The following is a 20,909-nucleotide window of genomic DNA, read 5'->3' as shown; positions in this document are numbered from 1 at the left end:
GCATGGCCATCACCAGCAGCTTCATGCGGTACGGCACGGTGCCGTCGGCGATCATCAGCGACGGGGTGCTGCCGATCCCCCTGTGGGCGGTCACCGCCATCTCCCTCGCCCAGACGTACCACCTGCCGCCGATCGGCTCCACCGCGCACAAGGCCATCGTGGCCACCCACGACGACACCATCACCTTGACCGGGGTGCTCGTCGGCGCGGAACGCTACGCCTGGAAGTTCGCCCTGGAGACGATGGCCGAGGCGAGCAAACGCGGCACGGCCCTCGCCGCGTACTCCGGGGGGAAGTTCGGCGGCCTGATCCTGGTCACCTCGATGACCATCCGCACCGACATGCAGGTGCAGTCGTTGACCTTCAACGCCTCCGCCGCCCGCCGCGACGTCCTGGACACCACCATCACCCTCGTCCACGTGCCCCGTCCCAGCCTGCTCGGCAAGCTGCTCGACGTGGCCAGCATCGGAGTCGGCGCGCTCGCCGACGGGTTGGGCAACTGATGCCACAGTTCCCGATCGACCGCTACCTGCTGCCGGAGACACCCGTCGAGGTGCCCGAGGGGTTCACCGAGGTGCGGCAGAGCCTCACCGCCGGCCTCCCGCACCGCGTCGAGCTGGGCGCCGGTGTCCACGCGGTGCTGATCCTGCCCACCGGGCTGGCCCGGCAGTGGCTGGCCACCGACCCCCTTGCCGTGGTGAGCAGCTCCGCCGACGACCTGGCACCCCGACCCGCCCCGCCGTCCGCACCCCCGCCCCCGGCGCTGGTCGGCCGGGTGCCGCTGCGCCTCGTCGTCCGCCAGGGCACCCGGATCCTCGGCTCCGTGCCGCTCGCCGCCGGCCTGCGCCGGGTCTGCCCCGACGCCGGCACGCCCGCCGACCCCACCGGGTCCGCCCCGGTCGCCGTCGAGTTGCTGGTGCTGACCTGGCTGCTGCACGCCGGGACGGTACGCGGATCCGGCGACTACGGCTCGTCCATCGTGCTGGCCTGGCGTCGGGCCGACCGCGCGGTGGACCAGTTCGGGCCACCTCCGATCAATCAGTTCGTCTGGCGTCGCCGCCCACCCGCGCAACGGGTCGAATCCGAGCTGGGCCCGGCCCGCCTGCGCTACCGGTACCTGCTCGACAAGAAGCTGCGGAGGGTGCTGCCATGACGCTCACGCCGTTCCAGACCGGTCAGGTCCGCCAGGGCGCGGTCGGCAACGACGCCGGCTGGACCATCACCTTCCACCGGGAGACCCCGACCGGGCTCAGCCCTGACGTGGCGCTCACGCTGACCAGCGCCGACTACTACGCGGCCATCGACGCCGCCCTGCCCGACGGGCTGGGCCCCGGCGCGTACACGGTCACCGTGCAGGGGCTGATCGACGAGCACTTCGCCGCGCTGCGCACCGCCGAGGGGCAACCGCCGCTGGTGGCAAAGCTGCACCTGTACTGGCGCGACGCCAACACCTCGGTCGGCGCGTTCTTCACCAACCTCGTCGGCGTCAACGCCGGCCCCACACCGGCCGAGCTGACCCAGGCGCTGGTCGCCGTGCTGCGGGTGACGAAGGTCCGCCGGCTCACCGGCGAGCGGACGTACGACACCGAGCTGACCCTCGTCGAGCAGGCGTACGCCCGACTCGGGCAGCGGGTCGCGCAACGGTTCGAGGCGGCCACGTTCAGCGCCGCGGTCCAGACCATCGCCCAACGAACCGGAGTGGACGTCACCACCTGGGGCGCCAACCCGGACGGCACGATGACCTCCGGCGCCACCGAGGCCGCCGGCGACGAGCGGGCCGCCTTCGGCGCCGGGCTGCTCTACCGTGCCGCGCTGGAGCGGATCGGTGGCGCGGTGCAGCAGTCGCTCAACGCGTACGGGCGGGGGATGCTGCTGATCCGCGACGGCACCGTGCACGTCGGCAAGCGACCGATCCCGTACCCGGAGGGCGAACCGAAGCCGCTCACCCTCGCCACCGGCCTGCTGGCGTGCATCGAGAACGGCAGCCAGGACACCGACCCGTACGCGGCCACCGAGGCCGGCGGCACCGCCGCGCCCCGCCGTCGGGCGTGGACGCTGACGCTCAAGGGTCGCCCGGACCTGAAGCCCGGTGACCTGGTGTGCTTCGACCCGCCGGCGGTGGACGAGGCCACCACGCTGGGCAGCGTCGGCGCGGCGCTGCTCGGCTCGTTCGCCGCGCCGTTCGCCCCGTCGACCGGGGAGTTGGGCGCGGGGGCGAAACTGCTCTACCTCAGCGCCGCCCGGCACACACTGTCGCGTACCGCCGGTTTCGTCACTGTGGTGCAGGGCGTCGAGGTCGCCTCCGGCGCGCAGGCCTGGGACAGCTGGAGCGACGCCTCCGGTGTGGCCGCCGCCGAGCCGGCCGGCCCCACGTCGTCGCCCGGTGTGGCCGCCGCCGAGGCGGTGCGCCGCGCGGCCCGGGCGGCCCGGGGCGAGACCCGTGGCCTGGAGATCGGCGAGGTACGCGCGGCGGCCACCAACGCCAGCGGCGCGGTCGAACCACCGGCGCAGACCGAGACGGTGTGGGAGGGCCTCGTTCGCCCGGACGGCCGACCCAACGCCGCCCGCCGCCTTCCGGTCCGCCGGGAACAACCCGCGCCGCTGCCCGGGGTGACCTACCTGACCCCGTTCGCCTGGGGTGGGTGCGGCCTGATTCTGCCCCGCTACCCGGGCACCCGGGTGGCGCTGGCCTACCGCAACGGGGCGCCGGACGACCCGGTCGACGTCGGCGCGCTCTGGCCCACCGGGCACGCGCCGGTGTCCGAGCCGGGGGACTGGTGGCTCTCCCTGCCGGTGGGGGTGGCCAGCACCAGCCGCTCGTCGATCGGTGACACGGTGGTGCCCGCCGACCACGACGGCAAGGTGGCGCACGACCTCACCGACGGCGACGGCAACCGGGTCATCGAGCTGGGTGAGCTGACAGTGCGCGTGGGCCGGGCCCAGTTGAAGGGTCGCGGTCAGCGCCCGGCCCGCGCCGACGAGGCCGACAGCATCACCATCGAACACGCCGCCGGCGGGTCGTCGATCGTGATGAAACAGGACGGCTCGATCACCATCACCGCCACCCAGATCGACCTGGACGCGGGCAACGGCGCGGTGAACATCAGCGGCGGCACGGTCAGCATCGCCGCCGACGACGTCGACGTCCAGGTCAGCAACGCGATGAACGTCCACTGAGGGGAACGACATGGCATTCGTGCTCACCACGTCGAGCGACGTGCACTGCCCCAGCCAGGGCACCGTCACCCCGGCCGGGCAATCGAAGCTGATCGTGGCCGGCGACGAGGTGACCCGCCTCGACGGCATCACCGGCAAGTCGGTGTCCGGGTGCACGATCACCGACAGCAACTCCACCATGCAGTGCAAGAAGGTGATGTCGGCGACCGGCGCCGCCCAGAAGCTCGTCGTCAGCGGGGCCGGAGTCGCGCTGAGCACCCTCACGGGCGCCACCAACGGCAGCACCTCCGGCCTGGCGGCGAACGCCGGGCAGACCAAGCTGAAGGCGGTGTGACATGGACCGCACCGAACGGGAACGGCAGGCCGCCCAGCGCCGCTACCTCGGCTGGGGGCTCGCCTTCGAACCCACCATGCCCGGCGTGGACCTGGCCCGCGACGTCGTCTTCGACGACGGCCCCAACGGTCGGGTGCTGGCCCTGGTCGCCGGCACCGACAACGTGGCCCAGAGCCTCGCGGTGGCACTGACCACGCTGCGCGGCTCGAACGTCTTCGACGCCACCTTCGGCTTCGACGGTCTCAACGCCCTCGCCGAGCAGATCGAGCCGAACCTGATCCGCGAACAGGTCCGCATCGGCATCATCACCCTGCTCGACCGCGACCCGCGCGTCCGCAAGATCGTCGACGTGAACCTCGACGACGGGCGGCTCGGCGCGGGCACCCCCGACGACACGGCGCGGGCCGCGCTGCGCTCGTCGCGCACCCTCCAGGTCCAGGTCCAGTTCGAAACCATCACCGACGACCGGCTCTCGGTGCGTCTCGGGGAGCTGCCGAATGTCTGATCCGACCCTCCCGGCCGAGCTGGCCGACGTCCTGGCCGTCGACGCCGCCGCCCTGCGGTCCACCGGCTCGACCGGCTTCGGCATCGTCGAGAGTGGATTCGTGCCGAAGTCCTTCGCCCGGCTGCTCGCCGAGAAGCTGGCCACCGCCCGGCTGCTCTTCGGCGACGACATCGACCTGACCAGCGGCGCGGTGCTACGCAAGGTCCTCGAACTGGCCGCGCTGGAGGACGCCCGACTCTGGGCGGCACTCGGGGCCGTCTACGACAACTCGTACGTGGTGTCGGCGACCGCCGACGCGCTGACCCGCCTCGGCGAGGAACTCGGCATACCCCGGCCATACCTGCCGGCGCGGGGCACCGTGAAGCTGAAGTTGAAAGCCGCGCTGCCCACCGGCCGTACCCAGCTCACGCTGCCCCGGGGCGCTCGACTGTCCACCCCCGGCGGGCACCACGTCGCCCTGGACGAGACGGTGGTGCTCTCCGCCGCCGTGGGCGAACGCGTGCCGGCCGTCGCCGCCTTCTACCCCGGCCCCGCGCACAACCTCGACCCCACGCAGCCCAACCAGAAGATCGACAGGTGGAACCGGGCCGACACCCTGCTGGCCGACCTGGACGACGCCGAGCAGGCCGCCGGCAAGGAGCTGGTGGAGATTACCCACACCGTCGCGCTGACCGGGGGTGAACAGCAGGTCCCCGACGCCCGCTACCGGCAACTGCTGCTGGCCGCGCCCCGCTCCATCTGGACGGCCGAGGCGATCGGGCTGGCCGTGGCGACAGTGCCCGGCGTACGTCAAGTGCAGGTCTTCGACGGCCGGGGCGGGCTGGACCTCAACCAGTCCATCTTCGGCAACTTCACCTTCATCGAGCGGGTCTTCAGCACCGAACGCGACCTGGGCAACCCGTACTACGTCACGGTCCTCGTCGCGCCGACCGCCGCCGCCATCTGGGACGGCCCGGACGGTCTGCACGCCGCCGTCGAGTCGGTCATCGAGGACCTCCGCCCGGTGGGCATCTTCGCCTCGGTGGACCGCGCCGACGAGGTGGGCATCGGCGTCGAGGCGGACCTGGTGATCCGGGGCCTGCCCCTGCCCACCGGCTCGAAGGAGACGGTGAACGCGTCCACCGCCGCCACCGATCTGCGCGCCCGACTGCACGCCCGGCTGCGCCGCTACGTCGACGAGTTGCCCTTCGGCGAGCCGGTCCGCGCCGCCGAGGTGATCTGGACGCTGATGAACGAGCCCGGCGTCGCGGACGTCCGCGAACTGCGCCTGGTCCGCTTCCCGGCCGACTCGGCGGTGGTGGTCACCGGCAGCGCACCCACCGGCGACGGCGTACAGCGACTGCCGGTCGGCGACAACGCGGTGCTCGCCGCGAACCAGGTTCCCGTCTACGTCGACCGGGACGACCCCCGGCCGTTCCGGATCGTCTGAGCGGGGGCCCGATGACCGACATCCGGGTACCGGTGGACGGCGCCGACCCGTCCGTCGAACGTAACCTCGTCGACCAGTTGGAAGGCCCGTACCCGGGCACGGTCCGGCGGGTCGTGGTGCCGCTCGCCGGCACCGGCGCGGCGGTGGTGGACTGGACCAGCCGGCACCCGCTGCTCACCGTCGTGCTGCGCCGCGACCTGGCCGAGGAGACCGTGCGGGTGACCGTCACCGTCGACCCGGGCGGCGCGGGGGAGCGGGCGCTGCCGCCCGTGGTCTTCGCGCCCTGGTCGGCCGTCGGGGCGTCGGTGCCGGCGTACGTGCCGGACACCGCCGACGAGCCCCTGGTCGCCTCGTTCGCCGTCGCCGTCACGGCCGAGCGCGCTGTCGACGGCGCGGCCGCCACGGCGGTCACCGGTGCCGCGCTCACCGGGCTGGTCGAGCTGGCGGTGCTGGAGGGCAACCTGGGTCGGCTGCTCTACCTGGTGTCGTACGAGAAGCACCGGCTGCGCCGTGCGGCCCGGGAGGTGCACGCCTACCGCACTCTGGCGCACGCCCGGCGGGACGCGCTGGACCGCATCGGCGCGGACGTCGGGGTGGCCCGCTTCGTCGACGAGCTGGTGCACGAGCCGACCAACGGCGAGGTGTACGCGCGCCGCCTGGCCCCGCCGGCCCGCGAGCCGGACGCCGCGTACGCCCACCGGATCGGGCTCTACCGGCGGTTCTTGCTGCCCACGCCGGGCGCGGTACGACTACTGCTCAACGGCCCCGGCGCGGACACCGACCCGAACGCCGGACTCTTCGCCGACCTGCCCGGCGGCGCGCGGTTCACGCTGCGCGAGGACGACGACCGGTTCGCGGTGGCGATCCGGCTGGTCGCCGCCGGCGATCCGCAGCACCGCACGAACTTCCTCGCCCAACTGCGCCGCGACCGTCTCGTGCTGCCCGCGAACACTCCGCCGAACAACACGGTGCACGCCGGCCGGGCGCTGCCGGCCAACCGGTTGACCGAGATCACCGCGCTGCGGGCCAGCCTGCGCCAGTCGTACACCTTCGAGAGCACGCACGGCATCGCGCCGCCGCTGGCCGCCGCCCTGGACCGGGCGGGGCGGGTCTGTCGGGCGCTCGGCTCGTCCATTGTGTGGCAGGTGACCCGGGCCCAGGACGACGCCGGCGGCAGCCGCTACGAGCTGGGTCTCGGCGTGGACGTCAGTTGGCCGACCCCCGCGCAGGCGACCGACCTGCGCAACCGGGTGCTGGACACCGGGCGCACGGTCACCGCCGACCGGACCGCCGAGGCGCTGATCGCCGCCGCCCGTGCCGCCGGTGTGCCCACGGCGGCGGCCGACGGCGAGGTGGCGTGGCTGTGGCGGGTGTGCGGCCTGCCGACCACGCACCGGATCAGCACCACCCGGATGTACCTGTCGCACCTGCCCACCCGAGGGCTGGCGGTGACCGCGCCGCTGAGCGCGGCGGTCGGCGCGGACACGAACGTGGAGGCGCAGTTCCACGCGCCGGGTGACCCGGGCGGCAACGCGTTGCTGCTGGCCGGGTTGGCCGCCGCCAGGACGGCCTGGACGAACGCCGGTGAGCCGGCGTGGAACCCGTTGACCGACGCGGTGGCGCGCACCCGGTGGGCGGCCGTGCCGACCCGGCCGGCCGGGCAACCGGTCGATGCGGTCCTGGCCGCCGCCGGGCTGCCGGCGGTACGGGACCCGGCGCCGGTGGTGGCCGCGCTGAACCGCCTGCCCGACGAGCTGGTGGAGACCCTCGAACTGCCGGCGGCGTTGGCCGCCGCGTTGATCGCCGGGCAGCCGGCCGCCGGTGATCGGCTGGCCCGGCTGGTCGGGCTGCTGCGCGACCAGCACCTCGCCGCCGCGCTGCCACTCGTCGAGACGGGCAACCGGGTACTGCTGGTGTGCAGCGTGATCGGCCTGCCGCAGGCCGGGCTGAACCTGGCCGAGCGCCGAGCCACCGGGTTCCGCTGGTACACCGTCGGGCTCGGCGGCGGCACCGCGGAGATCAAGGCGGTCGGCGCGCGGACCGTGCTGCGACCCACCCACACGGGGTTGGTCGCCGTGGTGGCGCTCTCCTACGTGCGGACCGGTCTGACCGACCCGTACGAGTTCCGGGTGGAGCTGCCCGACGGGGTGACGGTGAACCTGGAGCAGTACGAGCGGCTGATGAACGCGCTGTCGCGGGTTTGCCCGCTCGGCGTGGAGGTCAACACGTTCGGCATTCGTCGCGACCACGTCGACCTCGACGACGACGGCACCGCCGAGCCGCTGCGCCCGGCGGTGGCCCGGACCTTCCGCACCTTCCAGCAGCGCCGGCACCGCGGCGTGTACGACCAGCTCTGAGAGGGACACCACCATGGCGAGTGAGATCAACTACGACGGGGTGACCGTCACCGAGCTGTACGAGGCGTTCACCAAGCACGGCATTCCGGCCTCGGACGCCAGCGTGCTGGTCTCGTCCTGGATCTACGAGAACGTGGGCACCGCGAAGCGGGTGTTCAGTTACGCCGAGGCGTTCCCCGCCGTGGAGCCGGGCTGCGCGCCGCCACCGTTCGCCCGCACCTTCGCGCACACGGACTGGGTCGACGGGGAGGACGTGGTGCAGGCCGGGCAGACCCCGGGCGAGCAGGGCTTCAACGAGCGGTTCCACCGCATCGAGCACGACCTGGACCACCTCGGGGCCGACCTGGCCAAGGCGTTCTCCTGCATGGCGGCGATGCGGGTCAGCCTGCGCCGGCTGCTCGACGAGATCCGCGCGGAGATCAACCGGCTGCACTCCACGGTGCACGAGAACAAGATCGTGCCCGGCCCGTACACCTTCGAGCAGATCCCCAATTACATCGGCGCGCTGGACTTCGGTAAGTACATGGGCACCACGATGTTCATGGACAAGAAGGTCAGCATCTGGCAGACCAAGGCCGGCACCATCGTGCTGCCCGCCGTGGAGACCCTCGGCGTGGACGTGGTCGTCGGTCCGAAGGTCCGCGGTGCCGCCCAGCTCGCCCGTCACGCCGCCGAGCACGGCGACGTCCGGGAGCGTTTCCCCCGCGAGGTGAAGCTGGTGGAGTTCGTCCGGTTCTTCGGCGAGGACGAGTTGGCCGACGGCCGGACGATCCGCGACGTGCTCAAGGTGCTGCCGGCCGACACCAGCTACCCGAGCCTGGACGCGATGTTCGGCGAGGTGAGTGAGCGTGAGGCGGCGATCGTCCGGACCACCGTCGGCGCCCAGTCGGCGGTCTCGGCGGCGCTCGGCATCGAGGCCGAGCTGGAGAATGTCGCGGACGCCGACATCGCCATGCTCGCCGGGGTGCCCACCAAGGCTCGCGCGGCGCTGACCCGCGCTGGGATCAGCACCCTCGGCAAGCTGGCCGACGCGAAGCCCGAGCAGGTGCTCGGCATCATGAAGGACGCCGGGGTACGCGCCGACGTCGGCGACGCCGCCGAATGGACCGGGTACGCCCAGACGCTGAGCAAGCTGCGCTGAACGGCCGGCACCGACTCCGGCGAACGGTTGATCCACGCCGCTCGCCGGGTCGGTGTGACGACACTGCGCTGGCGTGACGATCGTCCACACCCGACCGTGGAACTCCCACGGGGCGATCGGTGCGAAGGGCGCAGGCATGGCTGTTCACGAGGTGACGCGGGACGATCGCACCGGGACACCCGAGACCGACACGGGGCTGCCTCCTCGGTACGTGCTACGACTGCTCGGCGGGTTCGGGTTGGAACGCGACGGACGGGCGGTGGCGGTGCCGCAGGGCGCGCGCCGACTGCTGGCCTATCTCGGCGTTCGGCAGCACTGTGCCCGGTCCGAGGCCGCCGGCACACTCTGGCCGGGCTCCCACGAGGAGCGCGCCCGTGCCAACCTGCGCACCATGCTCTGGCGGTTGCACCGGGTGACCCCCGAGCCGCTCGTGCAGGAGGATGATCGGCTGGCCCTGGCCCCCGGGGTGACCAGCGACGTGGCCGCCCTGGGCGCGGCGGCCACCGCGTTCCTGGCCGGCGGGTCACCGGTGGTGGGTGTCGGCCCCGGCGTGCCGGCACTGGCGACCGGCGAGTTGCTGCCCGGCTGGTACGACGACTGGGTGCTGACCGAGCGGGAGCGTCTGCGCCAGACCCGGCTGTACGCGCTGGAGGCGCTGGCCGAGCGACTCACCACGCAGGGCCGCTACAGCGAGGCGGTGCAGGTGGCGCTGACCGCCGTCCATTTGGAGCCGCTGCGGGAGAGCGCCACCCGGGCGTTGATCGCCGTGCACCTGGCGGAGCGCAACATCAACGAGGCGGTACGGCGGTTCGAGCTGTTCCGGGCCGACCTGGGCCGGGAGTTGGGCGTCGCGCCGACACCCTGGCTGGAGCAACTCGTGCGCGCCGGTGTGACCGGTGTGACCGTTCCGTCTCCGTAAGCGGCCCCTTCCCGGCCCTCGCCGGCCCCACACCCTCACCCTCACCCTCACCCTCACCCTCTTTCGTCCACAGCCGCCGCCCCCGGACACCTGTCTTTCGTCCTTTGCTCTGCACCCACGGGCGCGACACTCACGCTCTGTAGCTGGTGCATGCGTGGGTGCAGAGCAAAGGACGCCCATGAGGTGAGGTGAGGTGGGGTGAACGAGGCGCGGTGGGGTGGGGCGCGGTGGGGCCGGTCAGTGTGTCGCGGGTGGGATGCTCTGCTCGTACTGGAAGACGTTGTGAGGGTCGTACTTCGCCTTGATCCGGCGCAGTCGGTCGAAGTTGCGTCCCCAGTAGGCGGTCTCCCACTCGGCCATCCCGACGTTGGGCACGTTGATGTACGCCCCGTCCACATAGGGCCGCAGTGCCTGGCTGAACTCGGCGATCCACGCCTGGGCGACCGGGGTGAGGGCGTCGCCGCTGTCGGGCTCGCCGCGGGTGCCCCAACCCGCTCCTGGCTCGGAGTAGAAGAGCGCGTCGCGGTGCGGGAAGGCCGCACCACCGAACGGCTCGTGTCGCTGCGCCCCGGTGCCGAAGGCCTGGGTGAAGAAGTTGCTGTCGTCGGTGGGTGCGTCTCGCATGAACGCGCGGATCACGCTGATCGCCTTCTCCGGGAACGGCTCCCTGGTGAACTGGGAGAAGAACTTCCAGTTCGCGGGTTCGTCCTCGGTGGGGATCTGGAACCCGGCGTAGGTGTCGCCCCAGCCGCCGATCTGCACGGTGACCGTGGGATCGCCGATCGACAGGATCGACGCCAACAGCTTCCTGACCTCGGCCTCCGACCCTTCCGCGAGCACCCCGAACAGCAGGATCTCGTTTCGGTGGATCTCCAGTTGGGTGCCGAGGCGAGGATCGGTGAACGGTGCGGTGCGCTGCCACGTGTCGAAGACCCCGTGCAGGTCGTCGAGGCCCGGCCAGGTCGCCTGCAGGTAGGCGACGCTCTTGAGCGGGGCGACCTTGTAGGTCAGTGCGGTGACGATCCCGAAGTTGCCGTTTCCGGCGCCGCGGAGCGCCCAGAGCAGGTCCGAGTGGTTCCACGGGTCCACCTCGAGCACCTTCGCGCCGTCCGCGCCCGCCGCTACGACGATCTCCGCCCCGATCAGGTTGTCGCAGGCCATCCCGAGGTAGCGGGTGAGGAAGCCGAAGCCGCCGCCGAGGGTCGCGCCGGACAGGCCGACAGTCCCCTCCGTGCCGGTGGTAGCAGCCAGGTCGTGCTCCCCGAGCGCGGTCACCGCCTCCAACTGGTTCAGCCCTGCGCCGACCTTCGCGATGCGACCGGCGGGATCGATGTGGCTGGCCTTCAGTTCGCTGACGTCGATCACGATGCCGTTGTCGACGTTCGACCAGCCCTCAAGGCTGTGGCGTCCACTGCGCACCCGCAGCGCGACGTTGTGCTGCCGTGCCCAGGTGAGGGCGTTGACCACGTCCCGGGTCTCCTGGGCGAAGACGATGACCAGCGGATAGTGCACGAACAACTCGTCCCAGCCGAGGCTCGCGTCCGCGTAGTCGGGGTTGTGGGGACGGACGATGCGGCCGGTCAGTTCGGCCGGCGGGAACCTGTCATCGGAGGACGGGCCGTCGGCCGCGATCGCCGAACTGCCGGCGATCACGCTCGGAAGAACGACAGCGCCGGCGCCGGCGGCCGTCGCCCTGAGCAGATCGCGACGGGACAGGTCGCGCATGGTCCGAGTCCTCTCGATCGGGGTACGCCAGGAATCGGAAATGAGAGGGCGAATGCCTCATCTGGCGCAGACCAACCGTACGGTCGAGGACGTGAACGCGGCTCCGAGAATGTGTCGCGGAACCCGGTCGGGTGACGCGGCGAGCGTCAGTTCGGGGCCGGCTGGTCCAGGATGGCGCTGAAACGCTCCTCGGCGAGGTCGAGCTGGGCGAAGATGTGCCGCTTCACCGCGGGCGACAGTGGTGTGTCCGGCCGGCCGATCAGGTCCCGGAAGAGCGGCACCAGCGGCCGGTACTTCCGCGCCGACGAGACGACCTTCGGCCCGACCGTGTGGATGACCCCCACACCGTTGTCGGTGAAGTCCGACACCTTGATCACCCGAGCCCAGGGCTCCCGGTCCAGGCTGACCGCCAGGTGCTCCCGGTACTGCGTGTTGCGATCGCGCTCGGGGTCGTACACCGGGTTGGTGACGGCGGCGACCAGGGTGGCCACCCGCGGCCCGAACCGGGCGGCGAGCGCGCCCAACGCGGCAGCGGTCGGGTCGGCCCCCGGGTCACCGTCGGCCAACTCGGACGGGTGGTCCTCGACCGCGTCGTGCAGCAGACCGGCGACGATCACCTCCACGTCCCGCACCTGGTAGTGGTGCATCAACCGGATCGCCACCCGCAACAGGTGGTTCAGGTATGGCTCACGGACGCGTCGGTCGTCGCGGTGCAGGTCGGCGGCGAGATCGAGCGCGGCGGTCAACCGTGCCCGGGAGGTGTCGTCGAACTGCTGGACCTCCAACCGGAAGCGCTCCAGCAGGCCCGGTTCGCCGTGGATCTCGGTGATCGCGTGCATCGGCATGCTGCCCAGGTGCGGCGGGAAGTCCATGCGTCACTTATAGCCGATCTTCTCCATATCGATGAGCCCGTACGTCGCCGACCCGACCACGAGTTTCACCCGGCCCGGGTGGTCAGAGGGGTAGGCGGTTGGCGCCGGCCAGCGGGCCTACCAGGAGGGGGACCAGGGGGGTCGGGAGGACCGGGTCGCGGCGCAGGGTCGGCGTCCAGCCCGCGTCGGCGGCGAGGTCGGGGTCGTGGGTCGCGTTGTACGCCGCCAGCAGGTCTGCCGGCCGCGCCGGCCCGTCGCCCTGACGCACCCAGGAGCCGCGCTCGGTCAACGCCGTGCCGCCCCAGTCGTAGAGCAGGTCGGCCGGGTCCACCGACGCGTCCACGGTGAAGAAGTTGTTCTGCGCGTAGATCGCCGACTGCACGCCGACGCCGAGCGCGTACTGGAAGTCGTCCCCACCGAGCCGGTAGTGGTTGTTGTAGACGTCGACCTGCCCGAAGCGCACCCTCGGCAGCCGTTGCAGGACACCGTCGAAGAGGTTGTGGTGCAGCGTGACCTTCAGCCGTCCCACGTCCGGGCCGACGGTGTTGGACGAGCCGATCAGCAGCAGTTTGTCCCGGCCGGTGAAACGGTTCCACGACGCGGTGACCAGGCTGGCCGTGTGCGTGACGTCCAGCGAGCCGTCGTGCACCTGGTACGGCCGACCGAAGTGGACGGGTTGGGCGCTGTCCGGGTTGTCGCCGTCGGTGAACGTGTTGTGGTCGACCCAGACGTTCTCGCTGCGGCGTACCGAGATCTGGTCGTACTGGCTGTTCCAGTTGCCGGACTCACCGTCGGTCGGTGACCAGGCGGGGAAACAGTCCCGGGCGTCGACGAGGGTCAGGTTGCGGACGATCACGTTCGACGTCCGGTCGATCATCAACGTCAGGCCGGTCAACCGTGCGCCGCGCAGACCGACGATCGTGGTGTTCGGGCCGACGTTGATCTGGGTCTGCCGGGTCTGGTTGGCCACCGAACGCACGCGGGCCTCCTCCAGCGGTCCGCTCGGGGCGACCCGCCCCCACACCGCCGGGTCGTAGGCCTCCAGATAGGCGTCCAACCGGTACGCCGGGTCCGCCAGGTCGGCGCAGCTCAGCAAAGCGCCGTCGGGTCCTTCGAAACCGTCGACGACGCCGTCGACGTAGACGAGTTTCGGCGTCGCGTCGGTGGCGTTGGTGGCGTTGTCGCCGCCGAGCGCGGCGACCAACTCGGCCCGGCTGTGCACCACTGTGGTCCGCTCCGGGGTCGCCGCCGAACCGCCGGTGGTGCCGGTGCCCTCGGCCGCCCAGCCGTCGCGCGCGGGCAGCGCCTGCCGACCGAGCTGGCGGGCCGACCAGGAGAGTCGGTCGTCCGGGCGGGCAGCGGCGGCGGCCGGGGCGGCACCGAGCAGGAGGGCGACCACCGTCGCGCCGGTGAGGGCTCTGCGCATGACTGTCTCCATTCACTGGAGGTGGGGGTGTGTGGGGTTCGTTGTCCGGCTATCTCGTCAACTCGGCGCGGTACGCGGCGACCGCCCAGGGCACCGCCAGCTCACTCGGGAGCGCCCCCCGCTCGGCCGCCCGGCGCAGCACGTCGACCACGCCCCGCAGGTGACGGACCCGATCCCCGCCCTCGCCGACGGTGGTCACCAGGTCACCGTCGAGCAGCCGGGGCTCCGGGGCGGCCCGCAACGCGTCCAGCAGCGCGGTGAACGGCGCGGTACGGGCCAGCGGCGCGACCAGCGGCACCCCGGCCGGGTCGGCCCGGTGCGCGAGCAGGTTCTCCAGCAGTCCCGACCGCCCCGGCACCCGCCGGGTCACCACGTCGCCGGGCAGCCGCAACCGGTCCGTCGGGTACTCGAGCACCGCTCGCCCGGCCGTCCCGGTCACCACGACCTCGCCCGCCACGAACTCCTCGGCGGCCAGGGTCACCGCCACCAGCACCGGCGGGCCGGCGCGGAACAGGACCCGTAGCACGGCGGTGTCCTCCACCTCGATCGGGCGGACCCGGTAACGCTCCACCTCGATCGCCACCGGCCAGGGCGTTGCCCCGCCGAGCGCCTCGGCGACAGCCAGGCACTGCATGACCGCGTGCGCGAGCGGGTTGACCAGGGCGCCGTCCAGCATCGGCCGTCCGTTCAGGCTTCGCCGGCCGGCCCAGGGGGAGCGGGCGTAGTAGGCGTCCGGTCGTTGCCACGCGGCGACGGTGGAGATGCCGGTGACGGTGCCCAGTCGACCGGCGGCCAACGCGTCGGTCAACGCGGTGAGGGCCGCCGAACCGAGCGCCTGGAAGCCGACCTGGGCGACCCGTCCGGCGGCGGCGAGGGCCCAGGTCAGCTCCTCGTGCTCGGCCAGCGACAGCACCGGGGGTTTCTCCACCAGCAGGTCCGCGCCGGTGGCCAGGGCGTCGCGGGCGATCGCCAGGTGCGTGTGCGGTGGCGTGCAGATCACCACCACGTCCGGCCGGGTGGCGGCGAGCATCGCCCGGTGGTCGGTGAACACCTGGACGCCGGGGGGCACCGGCGCCGCCGGGTCGTCCTCCACCGGCCGGACGTCGACCAGGGCGACCAGTCGCAGCCGGCCGTCGGCGTGCAGCGGCGCGATCACCCGCCGATGCCACCGGCCGTGCCCGTTCGCCCCGATCACCGCCACCCGCGGTGGCGGCGTCGTCCCGTTCACCACCCACCGGCCAGCGTCGGCCCGCTCATCGGGCGCCGGCCGGTTCACGCCCGGCCACCGTCGGCTTGGTCACCGGGCACCGGCCACTGTCGCCTCGACGCCGTGCCGTTCCAGCGCCGTCAACCAGGCGACCACGTCGGCGCGGACCTCGTCGTCCTCGGCGACCTCCACCGGGATGACCTCACGTAGCGCGAAGAGCGCGTCGACAACGCCCGCCGGGCTCTGCCCGCCAGCGCTGAGCGCGGCGCGGATCGGCCCGGCGAGAGGGTCCTGGAACGGCAACGGCTGGCCGTCGTCGGCGTACCCCAGCGCGAAGCGCAACCAGGACGCCACGACCAGCGCGCCCCAGCGCGCGGACCGACCGGTCGCCCGCAGGTCGGCGATGGTGTGCAGGACGCGCTGCGGCAGCTTCTGCGAGCCGTCCATCGCCACCTGGAGGGTGCGGTGGCGGATCGCCGGGTTACCGAACCGGGCGAGGACCTGCTCGCCGTAGTCGACCACCCGGACCCCGTCCGGCGGGGTGAAGCTGGCGGCGACGTCCTCGGCGATCAACCGGCGCAGCACGTCGGCCAGGTGCGGGATCTCCAGCGCCTCGGCGACGGTCTCCCGACCGGCCAGCGCCCCCAGGTAGGCGGTGGCCGAGTGGACGCCGTTGAGGGCGCGCAACTTCAGCCGCTCCCACGGGCCGGCGTCGTCGGTGAGCACCGCCCCGGCGTGCTCCCAGCCCGGCCGGCCGCCGGGGAAGTCGTCCTCGATGACCCACTGCGCGTACGGTTCGGCGGCGACCGCCGCCAGGTCGGTGACGCCGAGCGCCTGGCGTACCGCCTCGATCGTCTCCGGGGTGCTGGCCGGGACGATCCGGTCCACCATGGTGCCCGGGCAGGAGACGTTGGCGGCCACCCAGTCGACCAGCCCGGTGGGCACCCCGACGGCACGACCGACCGTCTGGTCGAGCATGCCCCGCAGCCGACGGCCGTTGGCCGGCAGGTTGTCACAGCTGACCAGGGCCACCGGCCCGGCGTCCGCGGCGGCCCGGGCGGCCAGCCCGCGCAGCAGCAGCCCCGGCACCGTGCTCGGCGGACGGCCGCCGGCCAGGTCCGCGGCGAGCGCCGAGTCCGGGGACAGGTGGCCGGTCACCGGGTCGAGTTGGTACGCCTTCTCGGTGACGGTCAGGGTCACCACGCGCACCGCCGGGTCGGCGAGCAACGCCACCACGGCGTCCGGGTCGCTGGCCGCGTGCCGGACGCCACTCAGGGCGCCCACCACCCGGGTGGCGCTGCCGGTCGGGGAGAGGGCGCTGACGGTGAACAGGTTGTCCTGAGCGGTGAGCGCCTCGACCACCGCGGTGCTGCGCGGCGCGACAGCCACGATGCCCCAGTCGCCGCCGGCCGCGCCGACCGCCGCCTCGGTGAAGACCGCCTGGTGGGCGCGGTGGAACGCGCCCAATCCCAGGTGGACGACGCCGGTGGGCACCGTCCCGGGCCGGATCAGGGGGCGGGCCTCGACGGGTAGATGGCGCACCATGCCCAGGCCGAGCCGGGACGCGCCGACGGTCACCGCCACGCCGGACCGTCCGGGAAGCGGAACTCGGCGATCGACGCCGGTTTCATCGTGGCGCTGTATCCGGGCCGTTCGGGCAGGAGGTAACGGCCACCACGGGTACGCACCGGGTCCACGAAGTGCTCGTGCAGGTGGTCGACGTACTCGATCATCCGCCCGTCGAGCGCGGTGCCCACCCGCAGGTAGTCGAAGATCGCCAGGTGTTGGACGTACTCGCAGAGGCCGACCCCACCGGCGTGCGGGCAGACCGGCACACCGAACTTCGCGGCCAGCAGCAGCTCGGCCAGGACCTCGTTGACACCGCCGACCCGGCACGCGTCGATCTGCATCACGCCGATCGCCTCGGCCTGCAACAGCTGCTTGAAGATCACCCGGTTGGCGGCCACCTCACCGGTCGCGACCCGGCACCGGCCGCCGGTCAGCTCGGTCACCGCCCGCGCGATCCGGGCGTGACCGAGGATGTCGTCGGCGTGGGTCGGCTCCTCGATCCAGTACGGGTCGACCTCGGCGAGGGTGGCCATCGCGGTGATCGCCTCGTCGACGTCCCAGACCTGGTTGGCGTCCATCATCAGCAGCGCGTCCCGGCCGATCTCCTCCCGAATGATCCGGGCCCGCCGCAGGTCGTCGGCGAGCGGGCCGCCGACCTTCATCTTCATCGCCCGCCAGCCGTCGTCGTACGCCTGCCGGGTCAGCGTGCGCACCTTGTCGTCCGGGTAGCCGAGCCAGCCGACCGAGGTGGTGTACGAAGCGAAACCACTCTGCTTGAGCTCGGCGAGCCGGCCATCCCCTCCGACCAATCCCTTGTCGAGGATCGCCGCCGCGTCGTCGGGGGTCAGCGCGTCGCTGATGTGCTTGAAGTCGACGCTGGCGACGAGGTCGTCGGTGGGCAGTTCGGCGAGGAACCGCCACATCGGTTTGCCAGCCAGTGCGGCTCGCAGGTCCCACACCGCGTTGACCAGCGCCCCGGTCGCCATGTGGATGACGCCCTTCTCCGGGCCCAGCCAGCGCAGCTGCACGTCGGCGCTGAGCGAGCGCCAGAACGCCACCGGCTCGGCCACGATCTCCTCGACCGTGCGTCCCCGTACGTGGTGGGCCAGCGCGCGGACCGCCGCGCAGGTGATCTCGTTGCCCCGGCCGTTGGTGAAGGTGAACCCCGCGCCGGTCGCCCCGACGTCGGTGCCCAACTCCACGTACGTCGCCGAGTAGTCGCCGCGGTTGATCGCGTCGGAGCCGTCGCCGCGCGCGGCGGTCGGGAACCGCACGTCGTGCACCTCGACGGAGGTGATGGTGGTGGTCACTGGTGTGCGCCTCCGAAGTTGAAGACCCGCCTGGGCAGCCGGTACGCCAGGTCGACGATGGTCTCGGCGGCCTCGTCCATCGGCAGCCGGTGCTCGGCCACCAGCCGGGCCAGGAAGCCGGCGTCGACCCGGCGGGCCACGTCGTGGCGTACCGGGATGGAGCAGAACGCCCGGGTGTCGTCCACGAACCCGGCGGTGTTGTAGAAGCCGGCGCTCTCGGTGACCGTCTCCCGGAACCGGCGCAGCACCTCCGGGGAGTCCAGGAACCACCAGGGTGCGCCGAGCAGCAGCGCCGCGTACCCGCCGGCGAGGGGCGCCAGCTCGCGGGTGAAGGTGTCCTCGTCCAGGGTGTAGAGCACGAGCCGCAGCCGGGGGTCGTTGCCGTAGCGCTCCAACAGTGGGGCGAGCGCGTGCACGTACTCGGTGGCCTGCGGGACGTCGCCGCCGACGTCGCGGCCGTGCCGGGCGTGCAACCAGCGGTTGTGGTTGCGCACCGCACCGGGGTGCAGCTGCATGACCAGCCCGTCGTCGAGCGACATCCGGGCGAACTCCACCAGCATGTGCGCCCGGAACGCCTCGGCGTCGGCGGCGTCGGCCTGGCCGCGCCGGCCCCGGTCGTAGAGCCGCTCGGCCTCCTCCGGGGTCAGGTCCAGGGTGCGCGCGGTGGGGTGTCCGTGGTCGGAGGACGTCGCGCCGGCGGCGATGAACGCCGCCCGTCGGGCCCGCAGCGCGGCCAGGTAACCGGCGTACGTGCCGGTGTCCTCCCCGGCCCGCTCGCCGAGCCGCTCCACGTTCGTCGACCAGCCCTCGAACTCCATGTCCACCACGTCGTCCGGACGGAAGGTGGTGACGACCCGGCCGCCCGGACCGCCCCAGCCGTCGGCGGCGAGCTTGGCGTGCTGGCCGAGGTCGTCGAGCGGCGACTCGGTGGTCGCGAGGACCTCGATGCCGAAGCGCTCGAACAGCGCCCGGGGCCGGAAGTCCGGCTCGGCGAGCCGGGCCGCGATCTCGTCGTAGAGGGTGTCGGCGGTGGCCGGGCCGAGCGGGGTGTGCACACCGAACACGGTGCGGAAGGTCTGCTCCAGCCAGAGCCGCGACGGGGTGCCCCGGAACAGGTGCCAGTGCGCGGCGAAACGTCGCCAGATCACCCGCCCGTCGGTCTCCACCGGGCTGCCGTCGCGGGTGGGCACACCGAGGTCCGACGGGGGTACGCCCTGACTGAGCAGCATCCGGGTCAGGTAGTGGTCGGGCACGATGAGCAGCTGCGCCGGGTCTCCGAAGGGCCGGTCCTCGGCCAGCAGGGCCGGGTCGACGTGCCCGTGCGGCGAGATGATGGGTTGCTCCGCCGCGAGGGCGTACAGCTCCCGGGCCAGCGCGCGCTGGCCCGGTTCGGGCGGCAGGAGCAGGTCGGTGTGGTCGAACGTCGGCACGGGGATGGGCTCCTCGTCTCCTGGTCAGCGGGGGGTGAGCAGGTCGGCGACCCGGACCGGTCGACCGGTCTCGAAGGACCGGTTGGCCGCCAGGCCGGTGAGCAGGGCCAACGCGCCGTCGTCGGCGGTCGCGGCGCGCTCCAGCGGGTCGGGTTGCCCGCCGAAGAGCACACCTGTCATCCGGGCGTCCGCGCCGCCGTGACCGTGCCGGCTGCGCCTCTCGACGGGGATCTGCCGGGGCGGCTGCCAGAACGGACGCACCGTGAGGGTCGCGCCACCACCCTCGGGCGGGGCTTCGACACCGTGTAGGGCGGCGCCCTTGACCGCGCCGGCGGTGCCCCGGTCGACGAAGTCGTTCTCGGTGACCTCCAACTCCAGCCGGCCCCGGCTGCCGTTGACCATCACCCGGTAACCCTCCCAGGGGGCGTACGCGGTGAGGTGGTAGGTCATCGTGGCGCCGGTGGAGTAGCGGGCGAGCACCGCCATGTCGTCCTCGATGCTGACTCCGGGGGCGAAGACGTTGCGGTCGCGCTGGTAGCCGTCCTCGGCCTCGGCGTCGAGGTACAGCTCGCGCAGCCGGGGGTGCGCGTCGAGTCGCAGGGCGAACGGGTCGTCGGCGGCGGCGGGGGAGCCGTACGCCCGGTCGTAGTCGCGGGCGTAGCCGTGCCGGCGGCCGTCCTCGCCGTAGAAGAAGAGCCTCCCGGCCGCGTACACCTCGACGGGCGTGGCGGCCAGCCACCAGTTGACCAGGTCGAAGTGGTGGCTGGCCTTGTGCACCATCAGCCCGCCGGAGCTGGCCTTGTCGCGGTGCCAGCGGCGGAAGTAGTCGGCGCCGTGGCGCACGTCGAGCAACCACTCGAAGTGCACCGAGCCGATCTCGCCGACCGCGCCCTCGGCGAGCAGCCGGCGGACCTGTTCGTGCAGCGGGTTGTAGCGGTAGTTGAACGCCACTGTCACCTGGCCACCGGTCTCGGCCACCGTGTCCAGGATGCGCTGGCAGCGCGGCACGTCGACCGTCATCGGCTTCTCGGTGACGACCTGCCGGCCGGCGCGCAACGCGGCCACCACGTACTCGTCGTGGGTGACGTCGACGCTGGTGACCAGGACGACGTCGACGTGTTCGGCGTCCAGCATGGCCGCGAAGTCACCGGCCGGGTACGTGGGCACCGGACGGTGGCCCAGCTCGGTCAACCAGCGGTTGTGCGCATCCATCCGGGCCTGGTTGACGTCGGCGAAGGCGACCAGCTCGGTGGTGTCGGCGTGGTCGAGCACCAGGGCGCGGACGAACATCTCGGCGCGCGCGCCGGTGCCCACGACGGCGTACCGGACCCGGCCGTCGGCTCTCGGTGACATGCGGTCGCCCTCCGGTGATCCTGCAAAGGTTTGCAGTGAAGTAATCACGATCGATGTGATCGCGTCAACGGCGACGATACAAACGGCGGTGAATGTCCGTGTTTGCGAAGCGTTAGTTCACCAGGAGGAGTCCGAATGCAACAAGGCTGTAGCCA

General features: G+C 72.5%; 17 protein-coding genes. 9 read left to right on the top strand and 8 right to left on the bottom strand.

Going from position 1 to position 20,909, the window contains the following annotated elements:
• The first annotated feature begins 2 nt into the window (after positions 1–2).
• The 9 genes from O3438_RS06865 (at position 3) to O3438_RS06825 (ending at position 9,862) form a co-directional block, all read left to right on the top strand.
• Complete coding sequence (locus O3438_RS06865) at positions 3–503, top strand: hypothetical protein (RefSeq protein ID WP_053659787.1); 501 nt, start codon at positions 3–5, stop codon at positions 501–503.
• Complete coding sequence (locus O3438_RS06860; protein ID WP_269679128.1) at positions 503–1,153, top strand: hypothetical protein; 651 nt, start codon at positions 503–505, stop codon at positions 1,151–1,153. The genes O3438_RS06865 and O3438_RS06860 overlap by 1 nt, the downstream gene beginning before the upstream one ends.
• Positions 1,150–3,177, top strand: a complete 2,028-nt coding sequence (locus O3438_RS06855; RefSeq protein WP_269679127.1) for a hypothetical protein — start codon at positions 1,150–1,152, stop codon at positions 3,175–3,177. Before O3438_RS06860 ends, O3438_RS06855 begins: the two co-directional genes overlap by 4 nt.
• 10 nt (positions 3,178–3,187) lie before the next feature.
• A complete protein-coding gene (locus O3438_RS06850; protein WP_269679126.1) occupies positions 3,188–3,511 on the top strand; it encodes a hypothetical protein in 324 nt (107 codons plus the stop codon).
• 1 nt (position 3,512) lies between these two features.
• Complete coding sequence (locus O3438_RS06845) at positions 3,513–4,016, top strand: hypothetical protein (protein WP_269679125.1); 504 nt, start codon at positions 3,513–3,515, stop codon at positions 4,014–4,016.
• Positions 4,009–5,445 carry a baseplate J/gp47 family protein gene (locus tag O3438_RS06840; protein WP_269679124.1) on the top strand — a complete coding sequence of 479 codons (1,437 nt, stop codon included), beginning with the start codon at positions 4,009–4,011 and terminating at the stop codon, positions 5,443–5,445. Before O3438_RS06845 ends, O3438_RS06840 begins: the two co-directional genes overlap by 8 nt.
• An 11-nt stretch (positions 5,446–5,456) precedes the next feature.
• Entirely contained in the window at positions 5,457–7,802 is a 2,346-nt protein-coding gene (locus O3438_RS06835) for a hypothetical protein (RefSeq protein ID WP_269679123.1), read from the top strand.
• 13 nt (positions 7,803–7,815) lie between these two features.
• Positions 7,816–8,943: a hypothetical protein gene (locus O3438_RS06830; protein ID WP_269679122.1), complete on the top strand. Its 1,128-nt coding sequence runs from the start codon at positions 7,816–7,818 to the stop codon at positions 8,941–8,943.
• A 136-nt stretch (positions 8,944–9,079) separates the two neighbouring features.
• Positions 9,080–9,862, top strand: coding sequence for an AfsR/SARP family transcriptional regulator (locus tag O3438_RS06825; RefSeq protein ID WP_269679121.1), 783 nt, complete (start codon positions 9,080–9,082; stop codon positions 9,860–9,862).
• Positions 9,863–10,099: 237 nt separating this feature from the next.
• Here the strand turns inward: O3438_RS06825 and O3438_RS06820 are convergent, their stop codons facing one another.
• From O3438_RS06820 to O3438_RS06785, 8 genes are all read right to left on the bottom strand, one after another.
• On the bottom strand, positions 10,100–11,587 hold the full coding sequence (locus O3438_RS06820; protein ID WP_269679120.1) for an FAD-binding oxidoreductase: 1,488 nt from the start codon (positions 11,585–11,587) through the stop codon (positions 10,100–10,102).
• 146 nt (positions 11,588–11,733) lie between these two features.
• Complete coding sequence (locus O3438_RS06815; RefSeq protein WP_269679119.1) at positions 11,734–12,459, bottom strand: HD domain-containing protein; 726 nt, start codon at positions 12,457–12,459, stop codon at positions 11,734–11,736.
• Between the two features lie 82 nt (positions 12,460–12,541).
• Positions 12,542–13,885, bottom strand: coding sequence for a pectate lyase family protein (locus tag O3438_RS06810; RefSeq protein WP_269679118.1), 1,344 nt, complete (start codon positions 13,883–13,885; stop codon positions 12,542–12,544).
• Between the two features lie 49 nt (positions 13,886–13,934).
• A complete protein-coding gene (locus O3438_RS06805) occupies positions 13,935–15,113 on the bottom strand; it encodes a Gfo/Idh/MocA family protein (RefSeq protein ID WP_269683588.1) in 1,179 nt (392 codons plus the stop codon).
• A 69-nt stretch (positions 15,114–15,182) separates the two neighbouring features.
• Complete coding sequence (locus tag O3438_RS06800; protein ID WP_269679117.1) at positions 15,183–16,676, bottom strand: mannitol dehydrogenase family protein; 1,494 nt, start codon at positions 16,674–16,676, stop codon at positions 15,183–15,185.
• Positions 16,667–17,971 carry an enolase C-terminal domain-like protein gene (locus O3438_RS06795; protein WP_269679116.1) on the bottom strand — a complete coding sequence of 435 codons (1,305 nt, stop codon included), beginning with the start codon at positions 17,969–17,971 and terminating at the stop codon, positions 16,667–16,669. The genes O3438_RS06800 and O3438_RS06795 overlap by 10 nt, the downstream gene beginning before the upstream one ends.
• The gene (gene uxaC, locus O3438_RS06790; RefSeq protein WP_269679115.1) at positions 17,968–19,401 is read right to left on the bottom strand and encodes a glucuronate isomerase; all 1,434 of its coding nucleotides are present in this window, start codon (positions 19,399–19,401) and stop codon (positions 17,968–17,970) included. Before uxaC ends, O3438_RS06795 begins: the two co-directional genes overlap by 4 nt.
• Positions 19,402–19,425: 24 nt before the next feature.
• Positions 19,426–20,754 carry a Gfo/Idh/MocA family protein gene (locus tag O3438_RS06785; protein ID WP_269679114.1) on the bottom strand — a complete coding sequence of 443 codons (1,329 nt, stop codon included), beginning with the start codon at positions 20,752–20,754 and terminating at the stop codon, positions 19,426–19,428.
• Positions 20,755–20,909: the final 155 nt, after the last annotated feature.

Source organism: Micromonospora sp. WMMC250 (genome assembly GCF_027460215.1).
Lineage (GTDB): Bacteria > Actinomycetota > Actinomycetes > Mycobacteriales > Micromonosporaceae > Micromonospora > Micromonospora taraxaci.
This window is presented reverse-complemented; position numbering and strand designations above follow the sequence as displayed.

Excerpts from the sequence above, each read along its gene's own strand:
- O3438_RS06865 (WP_053659787.1), top strand. The coding sequence starts at position 3 with ATGGCCATCACCAGCAGCTTCATGCGGTACGGCACGGTGCCGTCGGCG.
- O3438_RS06860 (WP_269679128.1), top strand. The coding sequence starts at position 503 with ATGCCACAGTTCCCGATCGACCGCTACCTGCTGCCGGAGACACCCGTC.
- O3438_RS06855 (WP_269679127.1), top strand. The coding sequence starts at position 1,150 with ATGACGCTCACGCCGTTCCAGACCGGTCAGGTCCGCCAGGGCGCGGTC.
- O3438_RS06850 (WP_269679126.1), top strand. The coding sequence starts at position 3,188 with ATGGCATTCGTGCTCACCACGTCGAGCGACGTGCACTGCCCCAGCCAG.
- O3438_RS06845 (WP_269679125.1), top strand. The coding sequence starts at position 3,513 with ATGGACCGCACCGAACGGGAACGGCAGGCCGCCCAGCGCCGCTACCTC.
- O3438_RS06840 (WP_269679124.1), top strand. The coding sequence starts at position 4,009 with ATGTCTGATCCGACCCTCCCGGCCGAGCTGGCCGACGTCCTGGCCGTC.
- O3438_RS06835 (WP_269679123.1), top strand. The coding sequence starts at position 5,457 with ATGACCGACATCCGGGTACCGGTGGACGGCGCCGACCCGTCCGTCGAA.
- O3438_RS06830 (WP_269679122.1), top strand. The coding sequence starts at position 7,816 with ATGGCGAGTGAGATCAACTACGACGGGGTGACCGTCACCGAGCTGTAC.
- O3438_RS06825 (WP_269679121.1), top strand. The coding sequence starts at position 9,080 with ATGGCTGTTCACGAGGTGACGCGGGACGATCGCACCGGGACACCCGAG.
- O3438_RS06820 (WP_269679120.1), bottom strand. The coding sequence starts at position 11,587 with ATGCGCGACCTGTCCCGTCGCGATCTGCTCAGGGCGACGGCCGCCGGC.
- O3438_RS06815 (WP_269679119.1), bottom strand. The coding sequence starts at position 12,459 with ATGGACTTCCCGCCGCACCTGGGCAGCATGCCGATGCACGCGATCACC.
- O3438_RS06810 (WP_269679118.1), bottom strand. The coding sequence starts at position 13,885 with ATGCGCAGAGCCCTCACCGGCGCGACGGTGGTCGCCCTCCTGCTCGGT.
- O3438_RS06785 (WP_269679114.1), bottom strand. The coding sequence starts at position 20,754 with ATGTCACCGAGAGCCGACGGCCGGGTCCGGTACGCCGTCGTGGGCACC.